This is a genomic window from Micromonospora sp. NPDC049662, from assembly GCF_040675055.1.
Taxonomy (GTDB): domain Bacteria; phylum Actinomycetota; class Actinomycetes; order Mycobacteriales; family Micromonosporaceae; genus Micromonospora.
Genome location: NZ_JBFAOC010000001.1, coordinates 208,829 through 225,875, shown reverse-complemented (window position 1 = coordinate 225,875; position 17,047 = coordinate 208,829). Strand labels below are relative to the sequence as shown.

Sequence of the window (17,047 nt, the reverse complement as noted above, 5' to 3'; positions counted from 1 at the left end):
AATGGCGGTCTCAACGGGGTTGACGGCAGCGCTCAAGAAGGTGGTCCTCGATCTAGAGGACGACCTCCGCGATCGTGTCGCCTCGCAGCCGGACGTGCTGGCAACGTGGAAGCAGGAACACAGGGCCGCGGAGAGCCGCGAGCGGACGGCCATGTCGTGGCAGGAATGGCGCGACGATCGGGTGACGCAGGCGGCCGTCGCCTGGGTGCTGACCATGGTCTTCGTACGGTTCTGCGAGGACAACCGCCTACTCAAGCCGGTCTGGATCGCCGGACCCGCCGAACGTCGGCAGGAGGCATTGGACGCGGAACTCGCCTACTTCCGTGCCAACCCTGAAAACACCGACCGCGAGTGGGTGCTACAGGCGGTCGACTACTTGCGCAACACGAAGGCGACCCGGGATCTGGTCGAATCGCATTCACCGCTGTGGACGGTCTCTCCGTCAGGTCGGGCCGTCAAGCGGCTCATCGCCTTCTGGCGCGAACGCACCGCCGACGGCGATCTCGTCTGGGACCTCGCCGATCCCGATTTGTCGACTCGGTTCCTCGGCGACCTCTACCAAGACCTCTCCGACTACGCCAAGAAGACGTTCGCGCTGCTCCAGACACCGGAGTTTGTCGAGGAATTCATCCTCGACCAGACGATGGAGCCAGCGCTCGCCGAACGGCCGCTCGAGGGTTTCAAGCTCATCGACCCCACCTGCGGATCGGGACACTTCCTCCTCGGGGCCTTCGCCCGGCTCAACGACCGCTGGGCTGCGCACGCGCCGGGCATGGAGGTGCAGGCACGGGTACAGGAAGCACTCGATGCCATCCACGGCGTCGACCTCAATCCCTTCGCCATTGCCATCGCCCGCTTCCGTCTCATGCTCGCAGCACTTCGGGCGGCGGAGCTGAAATCTTTGGAACAGGCACCTGCGTTCCAATTCCACCTTGTGGCAGGCGATTCCTTGCTGCATGGGCGATCGCAGCTGGCGCTGGAGCTGCCCGGCGTGGAGGACTACGACGCCGGGCTGAGCGGTTTCGCTTATGCGTCGGAGGACCTCACGTTGCTGCGTTCAATCCTCACGCCCGGCAAGTACGACGTCGTGGTGGGCAATCCGCCGTACATCACCGTCAAGGATCGGAAGCTCAACGCGGCTTATCGCGAGCGCTACCCGACGTGTAAGGGAACGTATGCACTGACGGTTCCGTTCATGGAGCGGTTTTTTCAGCTGGCCAGGTCGGCAGTAGGCGACCGCCCTACGGGGTGGACCGGTCAGATTACATCGAACTCTTTCATGAAGCGCGAGTTCGGTTCCCGCCTGATTGAAGAATTCCTTAGCCGCCAGGACATCCGGCTTGTTGTTGACACCTCGGGTGCCTACATCCCCGGTCACGGAACGCCGACGGTCATCTTGGTTGGCAAGCGCCAGCCGCCAGCCACCGATACGGTCAAGGCGGCTCTCGGCATTCGCGGTGAGCCAGGGCAGCCGGACGAGCCCTCGAAGGGCCTGGTGTGGACGTCGATCGTCGACAACATCGACCGTGACGCGTTCGACAACGAGTATGTCACTGTCACTGACTTATCGCGCTCGGCTCTATCCACCCATCCATGGAGCCTCAGCGGCGGAGGGGCCTCCAGGCTCAGCGAGCATCTCGTAGGTTCGTCTCGTGTGCCGCTTGGGCAACGAGTGGTCAGTATCGGACGAAGCACGGTTGTCGGTGAAGATGATGCATGGTTCACGACTCGGAGCCGCGCAAGCTCACTGGGACTTGATTCGCAGACGCGATGGCTTGTAATCGGCGAGGCAGTCCGTGACTTTCGAGTTGAGAACCCCACGCTTATATGGTGGCCCTACGTCGACGTTCTAGAGCCCTCATGGCTCACGCCAGAGCACCGTTTGGTGTCGCAGGTTCTATGGCCATTCAGGGAATTATTGGCTCAACGGGTTATCTTCGGGCAGACGATGACCGAACGGAAGCGCCCATGGTTCGATCATCTTGAGTGCTACACCTCAAAGCTGAGGACGCCGCTCTCAATCACGTTTGCCTTCGTGGCGACGCACAACCATTTTGTGTTGGATCGCGGCGGGAGAGTCTTCAAGCAGTCGGCGCCGGTGATTAAGTTGCCGGAGGGGGCCACGGAGGACGATCACGTCGCACTGCTCGAAGTACTGAACTCGTCGACGGCCTGCTTCTGGCTCAAGCAGAACAGCCACGCCAAGGGTGGCAGCGGAATCGGCTGTGGAATCAAGGACGAGGCATGGGAGGAGCGCTACGAGTTCACCGGGACGACGTTGAAGGATTTCCCGCTTCCGGCGGTGCTGCCGACGGAACGGGCCCGGCGACTCGATGCGGCGGCCCGGCATGCGGCGACGCGGTTCGACTCTTTGACCGTGGACGGGGCACGACACCCGACCACGCAATGTCTTGATGATGTCCGGGCCGATGTGGACGCGACCAAGGCGCGGATGATAGCCGAGCAGGAAGAAATCGACTGGGAGGTGTACCGGTCGTATGGGCTGATCGACGAGGATCTGACCTGCCCGGAGTATGATCAGCCTGGGATCCGGCTCGGCGAACGTGCCTTCGAGATTGCCCTGGCGCGTAAGGTCGCGGCGGGCGAGGAGACCACGGCGTGGTTCGTCCGGCATGGGTCCACGCCGGTCACGGAGATCCCCTCGCACTGGCCACCCGCGTACCAGGACCTCGTTCAACGTAGGCTCGATCTCATCGCCTCTAACCGGTTCATCGGGCTCCTGGAACGGCCCGAGTACAAGCGCCGCTGGTCGGCCGAACCGTGGGAGAAGCGTGTTGGGAAGGCGCTGCGGGCGTGGCTTCTCGACCGTCTGGAGGCCCGCTCGTACTGGTTCGATGCTCAGGGGCGGCCAACGGCGCGATCGGTCGCTCAGCTCGCCGACTCCGTGACCCGTGACGCTGACCTGGTCTCTGTTCTGCAGCTGTGGGACGGCCGCAAGGACCGGTCGGTCACCGAGCAGCTCTCCACGCTGCTGGATACCGAGAGCGTGCCTTTCCTGGCCGCGTACCGCCTCAAGGATTCTGGGCTGCGTAAGCGTGAAGCCTGGGAGTACACCTGGGATTTGCAGCGCCGTGAGGACAAGGGCGAGAAGGTCGGCGAGATTCCGGTGCCGCCGAAGTACACGTCTGCGGACTTCCGGAAGCAGTCGTGGTGGCAGCACCGGGGCAAGCTCGATGTGCTCAAGGAGCGGTTTATTCTTTACCCAAACGCCGGCCGCGAGACCGACTCCACCCAGTTGCTCGGCTGGGTCGGTTGGGATCACGCTCAGCAGGCTCTAGCCCTGAACGCGGTCATCGCTGAGCGGGAGGCCGAAGGATGGGCTGACGAACAGCTTGTTCCGCTGGTCGCCGGGCTCGCGGAACTCCAGCCCTGGGTACGGCAGTGGCACGACGAGACCGACCACACCTATCAGCTCAATCTGGCGGACTACCTGGAAGAGCAGCTACGCGGTCGCGCTTACCAAGTGGGCATGACGGTCGAGCAGCTTGGCACCTGGAGACCGTCGGCTACCGGTCTCGGACGGCGGCCGAACGCGTGACAGCCATGACGATGCAGGTTGAGGAGAAGGCGTGAATACCCCGCTGCGCGACGTCATCACCATTCCCGAGCGCGCGGGCGCGGAGGACTACGTTCTGCGCCTGACTGACTCGGTGGGGCACAGCGCGGTCCAGCGCACGCTCGATGAATATGTCGTCACCGATGCGTTGGTCGAGGCATTCGACACGGCGGTGGGGCTGGTGGCCGAGGGCATCGCCTCCGGGACGAGCCGTGGTTCGTTCCTCACCGGCTCGTTCGGTTCAGGTAAGTCGCACTTCATGGCTGTGCTGCATGCCCTTCTCCAACACGAGCCTGCCGCCCGCTCCAAGCCTGAGCTTCAGCCCGTGGTGGCACGCCACGATCCCGTTCTGGCCGACCGGAAGATCCTGCCGCTCGCCTTCCACCTGCTCGGCGCGCGGACGATGGAGGAAGCCCTCTTCCAGGGGTACATCCGCCAGATCGCCGAGCGGCATCCGGGTGCGCCGCTGCCCGCCGTACACAAGTCTGATGCTCTTCTCGAAGACGCCGAGCGTTACCGAGCCCAGCTCGGTGACCAGCAGTTCTTCGCCGTTCTCAACGGTGAGGCAGATGGCGAGGGCGGTGGCGCGGCCGACCCCTGGGCCGCCGTGCTGGGTAAGGGACAGTGGGACGCGGTTCGTTACGCCGAGGCGCGCGCGGCTTCGGCTGCGAGTCCCAGCCGACAGAAGCTGGTGTCGGCCCTGGTCGACACGTACTTCCGCTCGTATACACAGCAGGCGGAGTACGTCGACCTGGACACCGGGTTGGCGGCGATCTCGGTACACGCCAAAAGCCTCGACTACGACGCTGTGGTCCTGTTCCTCGACGAGCTGGTTCTGTGGTTGGCGTTCTCGGTGCAGGACCGGGAGTTCTTCCGCCGGGAGTCGCAGAAGCTCACCAAGCTGGTCGAGTCTTCCATCGGTGGGCGGCCGATCCCGCTCATCTCTTTCGTGGCCCGGCAGATGGACCTGCGGCGCTGGTTCGCCGATTCCGGCGCCAGCGGTGCGGAGCAGGACGCGTTGGATCGTGCGTTCCGCCATCAGGAGGGTCGGTTCGGCGTCATTCCGCTGGGCGACGACAACCTCCCGTACGTCGCGAATCGGCGTCTCCTGCAGCCCCGGAACGCTGAGGCTGCCGCGGTCCTCGAGAGCGCTTTCGGGACAATCGACCGCCGCCCTGCCGTGTGGGATGTGCTTCTCGATGGCGTGAATACCGACGAGCGGCATCGCGGCTCCGACGAGAAAGCATTCCGCCTCACCTACCCGTTCTCGCCGGCCCTGGTGTCCACGCTGCGTAGCCTGGCCAGCGTCATGCAGCGCGAGCGGACCGCGCTCAAGGTGATGCAGCAGATGCTCGTCGACCGGCGCGAGACCCTGACCATCGACCAGATCATTCCGGTCGGAGACTCGTTCGACCTCGTCGTTCAGGGGCAGACCGGGCAGGCGTTGGACGCTGAGGCGGCCGCGCTTTTCCGGTCGGCCAACAAGTTGTACACGGACAAACTGCGACCGCTGCTGCTCGGTATCCACGGCATCGACGAGCGGACGCTGCGGGAGGAGCCGGAGAAAATTCCGCCCGGCTTCCGTACCGATGACCGTCTGGCGAAGACTCTCCTGCTGTCGGCTGTGGCCCCGCGGGTGCCGGCCCTGATGGCGCTGACCGCGGCCCGGCTCGCGTCGCTCAACCACGGGTCGATCGTGTCGCCGCTGCCGGGCGGTGAGGCGGCGGTAGTGTTGTCCAAGGTGCGTACCTGGGCCCGGGACATCCCGGAGATTCACCTCGACGGCGACGACCGCAACCCGACGATTCGGGTGCAGCTGTCCGACGTCGACTACGAGTCGATCGTGGAGCGGGCCAAGGCTGAGGACAACGAGGGCCGACGCCGTGAGTTGTTGAAGGACCTTGTCAGCGACAGTCTCGGCGTCACTCTGGTGTCCCAGGACCTGCAGGGTGCCTATCCGTACGACTTCGTCTGGCGTGGTTCGAAGCGCAAGGTCGATGTGCTCTTCGGTAACGTCCGCGACCGTAGCTGGCTGTCCGACGACCACTTCCGCGCTGCGCCGGACACCTGGCGGATCGTCATCGACCATCCGTTCGACGACCCGGGCCACTCTACGGTCGAGGATTTGCAGCGGCTGGACGAGATGGTGGCTCGGGGCGTGCAGGAGCGCACCGTTGTGTGGCTGCCGCGGTTCCTGTCTGATGACAAGATCCGCGAGCTGCGGCGTCTGGTCATCCTCAACTGGCTGCTCGATGGCAGCACCGAACGTTGGCAAGGCCACGCAGACCACCTCAACGAAGCTGATCGTGCCTTGGCGCGGTCGATCCTGGAGTCCCAGCGCAACACGCTGCGGCGCAGCCTTGAGGACGCGGTGCAGCAGGCATACGGCGCCGCGTCACCGCGCCCGGGCGTCCTTCTCGAGGACGCGTCGCACGAGCGGACGCTGTTCTCCTTCGAGCGGCGCTTCGCCCCCGCCAATCCGGTCGGCGCCACGCTCGGTCAGGCCTTCAACAACCTGCTCGACCAGGCGTTCAAGGCACTTTACCCCGCGCATCCGCTGTTCGAGCCAGGTGATGTGGAGGTCAAGGTCCGCGACCTCAAAGCCGTTGCTCGGTACGTCGCACAGACCGCCGCGGACAGCGAGAAACGCGTCGAGCTTCAGGCCGACGCCGCCGTGGTACGACGGATCGCGGAGCCGCTCGGCGTTGGCAAGGCCACGGAGATGCATTACCTCTTCGGCGACGATCGGTTCACCCCGTGGGGCCAGGAGATCGAGCGGGCACTCGGCCGACGAGCGCAGGAACAGGGCAAGCCCGCCGACGGTTCGGTGACCGTCGCGGAGCTGCGACGCTGGATCCGGGACGTCTCGCCCGCCCATGGCCTGCGGGACGAGGTCGCCGACCTGGTTGTCGTCGCGTGGGCGGCGCTGCGGCAGCGGGCCTGGTTCCAACAGGAGAGGGCGCTACCGGTCGTCCCGGAGCCTGGCTCGCTCACCCCGGTGATGGAGTTGCGCACCCAGGAGCTGCCGTCGGCCGGTGATTGGGAGACGGCGCGAACCGTGGCCGGCGCGATGCTCGGCATCACGGCTAGCGCATATCTCACCGCGCCCGCTGTGGCTGATTTCGTCGGGCAGGTCGCCACGAAGGCAGCGGAACTGTCGAAGATAGCGCCCGGGTTGGTGGGGGCGGTCGAGGCGGCGTACCGACGTCTCGCGATTGCAGATGGTAGCCGGCTGAGGACCGCTAAAGCGTCTTCCGCGCTGATGCAGCAGCTGCGTCATCTGGACGGTGTCAAGCTCGTCCAGGTGTTGGCGAAGGCGGATCTCGGCGGTGCGACTCCCGTCGCCGCAGGTAAATCGCTGGCTTCGGCGGATGCTGTTGAGAAGGCGCTCATTGCGTTTCCGTGGCACCGGCTCGACCCGCTTCGCGAAGCGATGGACGGCGAGGGAAGCCGCGCCGCGGATGCTGCTGCCGTCGTCAACGGACTGCGTGCCGCGCTGGAGCAGGACGAGTTGCCGGTCCCGATCGTACGGGCGCTTGCCTCCTGCGAGGACGGGATCTTCAGGTGGTTGGCGGCAAGCACCGCGCCCCCGCCGGGTCCGGAGCCCAAGCCGAAGCCGCCAGTGGTGTCGGGCTTCAAGGCCGGGAGTTCCAGCCGGTCAGGCGGAGCGGGGAACACAGACATCATGGAACGGCTGCAAACCTTCTTGAACGACAACCCCGACGTCACCGTCGAGGTGACGTGGCGAGTGCTGCCGTGACCGTCGCCGTCGCCACAACGCGGGTGAGCGCATCGATGGTGCTCGCCATCGTTGACGAAGCCCGCGCCAAGAACTACGGCAGCGGCGTCATCGGCATTCGCGGTCTACCCGACCGAGCTATCACCGCCGACCTCCAACACCAAGGCCAGACTGTACGAATCCGAGCGGCCGAGTCGGCGCTGGCCGCCCGCGAGCTGCTCGGCGACCACCGCGACGGCGACTGGCTCGTCGTCGTCACCGACCGTGACGACGGCGACCTCGGCGCCGGTATCCTCGCCCACTTCATCTGGCAGCGGTTGCGTAGTCCTGACCCGTGGGAGGCAGTGCGGACTCGATTCGCTGCGACCGGGATCGACCCTGCCCTGACCAGCCGACCGGACAATCGGGAGCTGGCCACCGCGTTGGTCGCTGCAACCCCGCAGGCGGGCTGGCCTGCAGCCCCGGCCGGGGTGCTCACCCGCACCCACGCGCTCGGTGCCGTCGCCGCAACGCACCTCGGCTTCGATACGGACACGGCCGACGTCCTTGGCGTCCTCCGCTGGTCGATCGCTGCGCAGAGCGTCGCCTCCCTCGGTGCTTTGCGACGAAGCGTCGGAGATCTGCTTGCCGACACCACGCTTGACTGGATCGCTCAGCGGGCGGGCTCGGCGGCAGGCCCGATTCGTGCGCTGCTGTCTCGTGGCGAACTCGCCGATGTCGTCCCGCTCGGTCTGGTTCTTCGGTTGCTGACCGCTGACCGATATGACCCACCGACAGCGCATCAGGCGCAACTTGCTCTGGTCCGGCTCGAACCGCGGTGGGGCGATCCCCGCCCTTCGCCGGTCGCGTTGGCGGCACTCGGACAGGCAGCGGACACACTGTTGTCCGACCTGATTCACGATCGGCGTGCCGACGACGATGTCGCGCGCGCCCTCGACCGGGCCGACGTAATTCTCACGCAGCTCCAAGCGGAGCCGCTGGCCCGCTACTCGGAACTTCTCGGCGGTGGATTACGAGCGCGGTTTGTCGCGCTTGCCGACGCCCTGGGCCGGGCAATCGCTTCACCTGGCCATGTCGGCAATACCAACACCGTCGAGACCGCCTGGGCGGCAGTTCAGACGCACCGGCTCAAAGCGACAACGCCACTGCGCGTTCCCTTCGAGGCCGCGGTGCGACTTGTCCGGTGGCTCGCCGAGGTTGATCCGTCGTCCGGCGCTGCCTCGGATGCCGCTGCGCTCGGCGCTCTCGTGCGCCAGTACCTCGACAGCGCGGCGTGGGCTGACGCGGCGATCAACGACGCGTTCGGCGGCGTTGACGATCCGAGCTTGTCAAGTGCACTCCACGCCGTCGTCACGGTCGCGCAGAAGCGACGCCGCGCACAGGAACGTCGCTTCGCCCAGGCGCTCGCCTCAGCGCCGCGCTCCACCGGCCGGGGCGTGCCCGCTGACTGGGGAACCATCTGGTACCTGGAGCATTTGCTGCCGGGCAGCGTCATCCCGCTCGCCCGCAAGGCCCCCGTGTTGCTGCTCGTCCTCGACGGCATGAGCGCCGCCGTCGCGACGGAGATCCTGTCCGACGCGACCACACGCCTCGGCTGGCTCGAGGCTGCCTTGCCGGGAGCCGGCAACCGAGGAAGGTCCGCAGCGCTAGCGGCATTGCCGTCGGTCACCGAGGCAAGCCGAGCCTCTTTGCTCACCGGCCGCCTAACCCGCGGGCAGCAGTCCGAAGAACAGCACGGGTACGCCGAACTCACCGCCAAAGGCGGAAAGATCACTGCACGGCTCTTCCACAAAAAGGCAGTGGATACGACGGCAGCGGGCTGGTCGGTCAGCCCGGATGTCGGCGGCGCCATCGACGATATTGAGCTGGCGCTGGTGACCGTCGTCTTGAATACGATCGACGACGCACTCGACCGCAGCGACCCCGCGGGAACGGTTTGGACCGCTGACGCTGTCAAACATCTTGAGCCGCTGCTAGCGCGGGCTGCCGCCGCAGGGCGGACGGTCGTCGTGACCTCTGACCACGGTCACATCGTCGAGCGCCGCCAAGGCGCGCAGCGCTCGTACCCGAATATTTCCAGTGCTCGTTCTCGCCCGGCGACCGCTCCCGTCCGGGACGACGAGATTGAAGTCAGCGGCCCTCGCGTCCTCACTGACAGCCAGCGAGCCATCTTGGCTGTTGACGAGACCCTCAGGTACGGACCCCTGAAGGCTGGCTACCACGGGGGAGCGAGCGCAGCGGAGGTCGTCGTCCCGGTCGCTGTGCTCGTACCTGATGAGACCCGCAACCGGGCCGGCCTGGAGTTGCTGCTGCCGCAGGAACCTGCCTGGTGGCTAACCTCCGCCCCCGCTCCGCGGCTGCCTGCCGAGCCGCCTGCCCAGAAGGCCGCGACCACTAAGAGTCGCGGAGTCCGACAGGACAGCCCGACCCTGTTCGACCTGGGCCCACAGGCCACCGAGCAGCCGGCGGTGACACTCGGCCGCGCCATCGTGACTAGTTCCGTCTACAAGGCACAGCGGAGGATCACCGGCCGGCTCATCGTCACCGACGATCAGATCGCGAGCATCATCGACGCCCTGGTGGGGGCAGCTGCCAACCGGCTGGCACCCACCCTCGCAGCCCAAGCCCTAGGAGTGGCACAGACCCGGCTTCGGGGTGCGCTGACGCAGGTTCAGCAACTGCTCAACATCGAGGGGTACGCCGTCCTGGCCGCCGAACCAGCCACCGGCACGGTCACGCTCGACGTCACACTCCTCACCGAGCAGTTCGAGGTGCCCACGTGACGCCGGACGTCTCCCAGCGCCGCCGACGCGAGGTGATCGACGCGCTTCGCCGTGGGACCGTCCCTGAGAGCGGACTCGACCTGCTCGCGGTCGGCCTCGACCGATTCTCCGCCGCCCTTGCCGGTGAACTCGACACGGTCAGGTCCGGTGGCGCCGTGTTCAAGGCGGTGCGGGGCGAATACGGCGCTGGCAAGACATTCTTCACGCGACACCTGGCCGAACGGGCTCTTCGCCGCGGCTTTGCCGCGGCCGAGGTGCAGATCTCCGAAACCCAGACACCGTTGCACCGGCTGGAAACCGTGTACCGGCGCATCACCGAGTCCATGCGGACGGCGTCGATACCACCCAGCGCCTTCCGCGCTGTTCTTGACTCCTGGCTGTTCACACTGGAAGCCGATGCGCTCGAAGCTGATCCCGCCGCGGAGGCGGACGTGGGCGCGGCGGTGGATCGGCTCCTCGAACAGCGGCTCGCCCAGGTCAGCAAGCACTCCCCGCTCTTCGCGCTGGCGTTGCGCGGCTACCGGGCGGCGTTGAGCTCGGGCGACACCGTCGTCGCCGACGGCCTGGCCGCATGGATGGCCGGACAGCCACAGGTCTCGGCGTCGGCGAAACGAGCCGCCGGGATCCGCGGCGAGCTCGACCATTTCGGCGCCATGGCCTTCCTTCAGGGGCTACTCACCGTCCTGCGGGACGCTGGTCATCCGGGTCTGGTCCTTGTTCTCGATGAGGTCGAGACGCTGCAACGGGTCCGTGGCGACGTCCGGGACAAGGCACTCAACGCACTGCGGCAGCTGATCGACGAGGTTTACTCCGGCCGCTTCCCCGGGCTGCATCTCGTCATCACCGGCACGCCGGCGTTCTACGAAGGGCAGCAGGGAGTGCAGCGGCTCGCCCCGCTGGCGCAACGGCTTGCCGTCGACTTCGCCACGGACCCGAGATTCGACAACCCCAGGGCCGTGCAGATCCGCCTGCCGGGCTTCACTATCGAGTCCCTGGTCGAGCTGGGCGCCCGCGTTCGGGACCTCTACGCCGACGGATCAACTGCTCCCGACCGGGTACGGACTCTGGTCGACGACGCGTATCTTGACCAGCTGGCTCGTGCCGTTGCCGGGGGCCTGGGTGGGAAGGTCGGCATTGTGCCGCGCTTGTACCTGAAGAAGCTGGTGGGCGATGTCCTCGACCGCGTCGACCAGTTCCCGGACTTCGACCCCAGGCAGCACTACGCGCCGACCATGTCGGCAGCGGAGATGACCGACGTGGAACGCAACGCCGCAAGCGCCGACGACATCACACTAGACGTGTGACCACCGCCGACCTGCTACATCCCGTCCTGCTGCACCACGTCGTCAACTCCCTGCAATGGCAGGGTCTGCGACCACTGCAGGATGCTGCTGTGGAGCCGCTTCTGGCTGGCGAGGACACGCTCCTCCTCGCCCCGACCGCTGGCGGTAAAACCGAAGCGGCAGCGTTTCCGCTGTTGTCTCGGATGGCAGCCGAGGGCTGGTCCGGAACCTCAGTGCTTTACCTCTGCCCGCTCAAAGCCCTACTCAACAATCTGCTGCCGCGCTGGGAACGCTACGCCGACTGGTTGGGACGGCGAGCCGCGCTCTGGCATGGCGACGTCACCGCGTCGCGACGGCGGGCCATTCTGGCTGCCCGCCCGGACGTGCTTCTGACCACGCCGGAATCCCTGGAATCGATGCTGGTCAGCCGAAACGTCGACCATCGGGCGTTCTTCGCTGGCCTGCGGACCGTGGTCGTCGACGAGGTGCACGCCTTTGCCGGCGACGACCGTGGCTGGCATCTCCTCGCTGTCCTGGAACGTCTGACCCACCTGATCGGCCGGCCCATTCAGCGGATCGGGCTCTCGGCAACCGTGGGCAATCCGGATCGCCTGCTGACCTGGCTGCAGGGCTCCGGCGCGGGTGTTCGGGCCGGACGCGTCATCGCTCCTGACCTGCCGGTCGCCGTGACAGCGACCGCGGCAACACCTCCGCCGGGCGAAATCGAACTCGACTTCGTCGGATCCCTGCAAAATGCTGCAACCGTGCTCGCCGGGCTGCACTCCGGTGAGAAACGGCTGGTCTTCTGCGAATCCCGCCAAGCCGTAGAACAGCTTGGCAGCCTCCTGCGGGAGCGCGGCATCACCACCTTCCTGTCACACGCCTCGCTGTCCGCCGACGAGAGAAGACGCTCGGAAGAGGCGTTCGCCGAGGCGCGTGACTGCGTCATCGTTTCGACCAGCACACTCGAACTGGGAATTGACGTCGGTGACCTCGATCGCGTCATTCAGATCGACGCCCCCTCGACCGTGGCGTCATTCCTGCAACGACTCGGGCGTACAGGTCGGCGGCCCGGCGGCATCCGCAACTGCCTCTTTCTCACCCGCAGCGGCGACGCCCTGCTGGAGGCAGCGGCTCTGCTGGTGCTCTGGGGCCGCGGATGGGTCGAGCCAGTCGTCGCCCCGCCCGAGCCACGGCACATCGTCGCCCAGCAGATGCTCGCTCTCTGTCTGCAAGAACACCGAGTGGGAGATCAGAACTGGCCGCAGTGGTGGAACGGTCTCGACCCGTTCGGCCGCGGCGCCACCCCGATTATTCGCCATCTGGTCGATCAGGGCTACCTCGACAGCGACAGCGACATGCTTTACATCGGTCCCGAAGCTGAGCGGCGCTTCGGGCACCGACACTTCATGGGCATGACAGCAGTATTCGTCGGAGCACCCGAGTTCACCGTCCTGGTGGGGCGCGATGAGCTGGGCCGCGTCGACCCCGCGCTGCTCACGGAGGAGGTGCAGGGCGACCGTCGATTGCTACTCAACGGGCGAAGTTGGCGGGTCACCTACATCGACTGGCGGCGCCGACGCTGCTTCGTCGAACCCGCCGAGAGCGGCGGAAAGGCTCGCTGGACGACCGGGGGCTGGGCAGGCCTCGGATTCGAGCTGAGCCGCGCCATGCGCGAGGTGCTTCTCGGCACCGACCCCCCGGTAAAGCTCACACAGCGAGCGGCCAAGCGCCTCGCCCAAGAGCGGGAAGAGCGATCCGCGCTGGTGCATCCGGGTGGCAACGTCATCCTTCGCGATCGGCACGGCGATGACCTGCGCTGGTGGACCTGGGCCGGTTTCCGCGCGAACGCAACGTTGGCGGCCACGTTGACCGAGGTGGTCGACCCTGTCCAACGCTTCGATGACTGCCAGGTCCGCCTGCGGACGAATCTCACTCGGGAAGAATGGCGGAAACTCCTCGCCGACGCAGAACAGCGTCTGTGCTTGCCCGAGGTCAACAAGAAGGCTCTCGACGGCCTCAAGTTCAGTGAAGCGCTGCCGGAGCGGCTCGCGCTGGCGACGCTGGCGTCTCGCCTCGCCGACCTCGATGGCGCAACCGCTGTCCTGCAGGAGCCGACGCGGTTCGTTCAGACGTAGCCGGGCAGCGTGTCAGTCTGCTGCGTGACGCGCTCTCCAGTCTCACCCTTGATGGGGACCTCCGACGCGACGCTCTGGCCCTCCAGCGTGCTGACCCAAATCCGCTCGGAGGTAGCGCTGGGCAGGTACAGCCCGTCGTAGCTCCTGATCATGCTGGCTCGGTGGGACAGGTTGTTTCGCCGTGCGTGCAATGGCGACCCTGGCTGATCGCGAAGAAATATCCGGTGGCTTGGCCCGGTTGCAGTCCACAACACCAGGTCTATTACTTGGCGTCTGGCCGGAGGACGGGCTCGCGGCTGATGATGGTGAGGCTCCGGCGGGCCCTTGTCAGGGCCACGTAGAGGCTGGTCGGGTGATGGGCATCGGCATCAAGGATGATCGCATGGTCGTACTCGAGACCCTTGATTAGGACAGGGCGTGAGATGACATGTTGCGTCGTCCGGCGGCCTGTGACGCGTGCGCGGTTGCGGAGCTGCGTCACGGCTGCCGCCACGTCGGTGCCCGAAGTGGCGATTCGCAGGGCGCTCAGGATCGTGTACCAGGCGTCGTGACGAAAGATCTTCGTGGTCGGCACGGAGCCGAGGGCGTTGAGGGCGTCGTGCACTCGTGCGGGTGACGGATCATCGAGCAGCACAGACAATCGGACGAGGGCGTCTTGGGCACCTTGACGTTTCAGGTGGGCAACGCTTTGGCCGGCTGCAAGCTTCTTCAGCACAGCGGTGTCGAGGACGTCCGCGAGCTTGGCGGCGCAGGTCTTGGCGAATTTGGCGGTCTCGGAGGCGACGGTCGCAGGATCTCCTTTGTCAACGAAGGCGGCGAACTTCATCATCTCCTTGCCCTCGATTTCCTCCATCACGGTGTAGAGACCACCAAGGTTTCGGGCCTGGGATGCGACATCGTGGGGCAGGTCGCCGATGGCCACCACAGACCCGACTGCGGTTCGGTGGCCGAAGCAGGCACGTGCCCGGTTGGCGGGGTCAGCGGCGATCCAGGTCACCGGTGCGGACTCGTCGAGGACGATGGGGGCACCGGTGATGATGTCGTTACGTACCTTGATCAGCCACTCCCCAAGGACCTCGTTGTGGCCAAGCCAGCGCCACGGCCGCGCCGGGAGCTCGGTGTTCGGCCATCGTCCCGCGACGTCGGTCCCCCAGGTGATTGGCACGTTGCCGCCGAAGTTGAAGATGCTCTGCAGTGGGTCGCCGAAGACAGCCACCGGCAGGATCTCGCCCAGGGCACGGATGAGGGCATGCTGGTCGGCTCCGCAGTCCTGGTACTCGTCAACGACCGCCAGGTCGTAGCTGGCTGCCAGTACGCGGCGGATAGCGCGGCTGGATACGACAAGCTCGGCGCCGGTGTAGTAGCGCAGCGAGTCGGACCAGTTCGGCAGTTGCGGTGCCGAGAACTGGGCGAGCTGCGGGTAGCGGTTCACCAGGGAGTGAGACCAGCTCGCAATTGTTTCCACGCGTACATGCCTCTGCGTGACCCCGAAGGCGGTCATTCTTCGTCGAAGTGCGTCAACTCCGGCGTTGGTGTGAGTAAGGACCAGGGTTCTGTCGCCGGCGTTGGCTGCTAGGGAGCCGACGGCGGCGATGACGTGGGTTTTGCCGGTACCTGCAGGCAGTTGCACAGAGCATGGCATCGCCTGGCGGACCTTGCGGGCGGCGGCGAGCAGGTCGTCATTGGGGGTAATGGCTGTCTCCGTAAATGAAACTGTGCAGCTCTGCGAGGCGGTGTCCCAGGACGGCGCCCTTGAACTGGTCCCAGTGCTCAAGGACGAACGCACCCAGCCGTTCACCGGCGTCTTCGCGCTTGAACCATGCCTTCTTCCCGGCCGCTGCGGCGACGGCTCGCTGCAGCTCCGGTAGGGCATGGCCGGCCTCCAGCCATGAGGCAGGGCTCAGCTGGCCCGGTGCGGGGACCCGATCTAGCTTGGCGACGACCGCGTCGCGGACCGGGTCCTCACCGCTGAGCTCGGCGGCCAGTTGCAACAGGTCCGAAAGTCCGTTGATGTCGAGTGCCGAGGTGATCTCGGCCTCCGTGGAGTGCCCGGCCTGCCAGCGGATCACGGCGACGCCTGCGTGAGTGGCGGTGGCGATGTCTGTGTCGAAGTTCGGGTCGTCGTTGTCCACGAGCAGCAGCGTGCTGAAGCCGAGGTCCTGGAAGACCTTGGCCCGCACGGGTGCGGTCTTGCCGCCTCCGTCGGCCAGGGCGACGCCGAGCGCAGCGTGTGTCGGCTGGTCGGCGTCGATCTGTTCGGTGTCCCAGGTCCGCATGAGGTGGCGGACTATGCCGACCTCGGTCTTACCTTCGCCCACGATGACTTTGCGGGCCAGTATCGCGCTGGGGCAGGCTCGCAGGGACGACTGGGCGTCATGGACGACGTCGGGGACCTGGCGCACGATGGTCTCGCCTGCGGTGCTCCGCACTACGCAGATGTCGGCCGTTTCGAGGGCCTGTACAGCGGAGGGTGAGTGGGTGGTGACGATGACCTGTCCACGGCTGCCAGTCGCACGCTGCTTCACCCGGTGCAATACGTGCAGCAGCCGATGCGGCTCAAGGCCCTGCTCGATCTCGTCGACCAGCATGATGTGCCCATTGAGTGCAGCGCCTTCCTGAACGGCGATGCTGGTCAGTCGGCGAGTGCCCAGGCCTGCGTGCGTGAGAGGCACGGATCCTTCATGCAGCAGCAGGGCGCCCGTCGACGCGACCGCCAGCGGGTCCCACCCCGGCCGCAAGCCCGTGTAAGCGGCACCGCCGATACTGCTAGCGGCCAAAGCGACCGTGTCGGCCGCTGCCTGCAGGGAGGTATGAGACGCGTCGAAGACGGCGTTGCGCGCAGCCCGCCCCGCCAGGGTGACGGCTTGGCTCGCACCAGAGGTCTCCGTGAGCCGAGTGAGCGCGGAGCCACGGCCCCAGCGCAGGTGGGTGTCGACTCGCTCGTCGATGCGGAACAGGCCAAGCGCCTTGCGCTTGGAAGCGGTGAGAGGCTGGTTGGTCTCGGTCGAACCGGGCCGCATGACAGTCCACTCAGCTTCAAGGTCTTCATCCACGCGCAGCTGCAGCAGGACGCACTCTTCCGCGCCGTCAACCGGGTCGTGCAGCAGCTGCCCACTCTCGGCAAGTCCGCAGAGGTCGAGGCCGAAAGCGCTGTCGGCCAGCATCGTGTCGTCGAGATCGCCGATCAGGAGTTGGAGCACGATAGGCTGGGAGACGTCACACCGGTGGAAGTCAGCGTCGGTGAACTGGACCGTCCATCGCGGGCTCAGGACGAGCGCAATGGCGTCGAGCAGGGTCGTCTTAGTGCTGTCGCCGGGACCGACCAGGCACACAAATCGCTGGCGAGGCAGTGACCAGTCGGCGTGCCGAATGCCGCGGAAGTTGCGAGCGATGACCCGCCGAATCTGCATCGGCGCATTCTACGGCTTGGGTGGACCGACTTGAACTCGAACACCCGCGGCGGAAACTGTTCCACAGCCAGGGATGCCGATCAGGCGACTCTGGTCATTCGAACGGCCGGGCATCGC

Annotated in this window: 8 protein-coding genes; 5 read left to right on the top strand and 3 right to left on the bottom strand. The window is 66.2% G+C overall.

Going from position 1 to position 17,047, the window contains the following annotated elements:
• Position 1 precedes the first annotated feature (1 nt).
• Genes pglX through AB0J36_RS00875 form a run of 5 tightly spaced genes read left to right on the top strand, consistent with a single transcriptional unit; the run spans position 2 to position 13,520 of the window.
• Positions 2–3,559 (top strand): BREX-2 system adenine-specific DNA-methyltransferase PglX, encoded by a 3,558-nt coding sequence (gene pglX, locus AB0J36_RS00895; protein WP_363659851.1) that lies wholly within the window; start codon positions 2–4, stop codon positions 3,557–3,559.
• 31 nt (positions 3,560–3,590) lie between these two features.
• Positions 3,591–7,337 carry a hypothetical protein gene (locus AB0J36_RS00890; RefSeq protein ID WP_363659850.1) on the top strand — a complete coding sequence of 1,249 codons (3,747 nt, stop codon included), beginning with the start codon at positions 3,591–3,593 and terminating at the stop codon, positions 7,335–7,337.
• Positions 7,334–10,099 (top strand): BREX-2 system phosphatase PglZ, encoded by a 2,766-nt coding sequence (gene pglZ, locus AB0J36_RS00885; RefSeq protein ID WP_363659849.1) that lies wholly within the window; start codon positions 7,334–7,336, stop codon positions 10,097–10,099. The genes AB0J36_RS00890 and pglZ overlap by 4 nt, the downstream gene beginning before the upstream one ends.
• Positions 10,096–11,403, top strand: coding sequence for a BREX system ATP-binding protein BrxD (gene brxD, locus AB0J36_RS00880; RefSeq protein ID WP_363659848.1), 1,308 nt, complete (start codon positions 10,096–10,098; stop codon positions 11,401–11,403). The genes pglZ and brxD overlap by 4 nt, the downstream gene beginning before the upstream one ends.
• Complete coding sequence (locus AB0J36_RS00875; protein ID WP_363659847.1) at positions 11,400–13,520, top strand: DEAD/DEAH box helicase; 2,121 nt, start codon at positions 11,400–11,402, stop codon at positions 13,518–13,520. Before brxD ends, AB0J36_RS00875 begins: the two co-directional genes overlap by 4 nt.
• On the opposite strand, the gene AB0J36_RS00870 is transcribed toward AB0J36_RS00875, so the two are convergent.
• From AB0J36_RS00870 to AB0J36_RS00860, 3 genes are all read right to left on the bottom strand, one after another.
• Positions 13,511–13,672, bottom strand: a complete 162-nt coding sequence (locus AB0J36_RS00870; protein WP_363659846.1) for a hypothetical protein — start codon at positions 13,670–13,672, stop codon at positions 13,511–13,513. The two genes, AB0J36_RS00875 and AB0J36_RS00870, sit on opposite strands and share 10 nt — an antisense overlap.
• Positions 13,673–13,782: 110 nt before the next feature.
• The gene (locus AB0J36_RS00865) at positions 13,783–15,306 is read right to left on the bottom strand and encodes a UvrD-helicase domain-containing protein (RefSeq protein WP_363660024.1); all 1,524 of its coding nucleotides are present in this window, start codon (positions 15,304–15,306) and stop codon (positions 13,783–13,785) included.
• A complete protein-coding gene (locus AB0J36_RS00860; RefSeq protein WP_363659845.1) occupies positions 15,200–16,930 on the bottom strand; it encodes an AAA family ATPase in 1,731 nt (576 codons plus the stop codon). The genes AB0J36_RS00865 and AB0J36_RS00860 overlap by 107 nt, the downstream gene beginning before the upstream one ends.
• Between the last annotated feature and the right edge of the window lie 117 nt (positions 16,931–17,047).

Coding starts and splice junctions, on each gene's coding strand:
- pglX (WP_363659851.1), top strand. CDS start 2: ATGGCGGTCTCAACGGGGTTGACGGCAGCGCTCAAGAAGGTGGTCCTC.
- AB0J36_RS00870 (WP_363659846.1), bottom strand. CDS start 13,672: ATGATCAGGAGCTACGACGGGCTGTACCTGCCCAGCGCTACCTCCGAG.
- AB0J36_RS00860 (WP_363659845.1), bottom strand. CDS start 16,930: ATGCAGATTCGGCGGGTCATCGCTCGCAACTTCCGCGGCATTCGGCAC.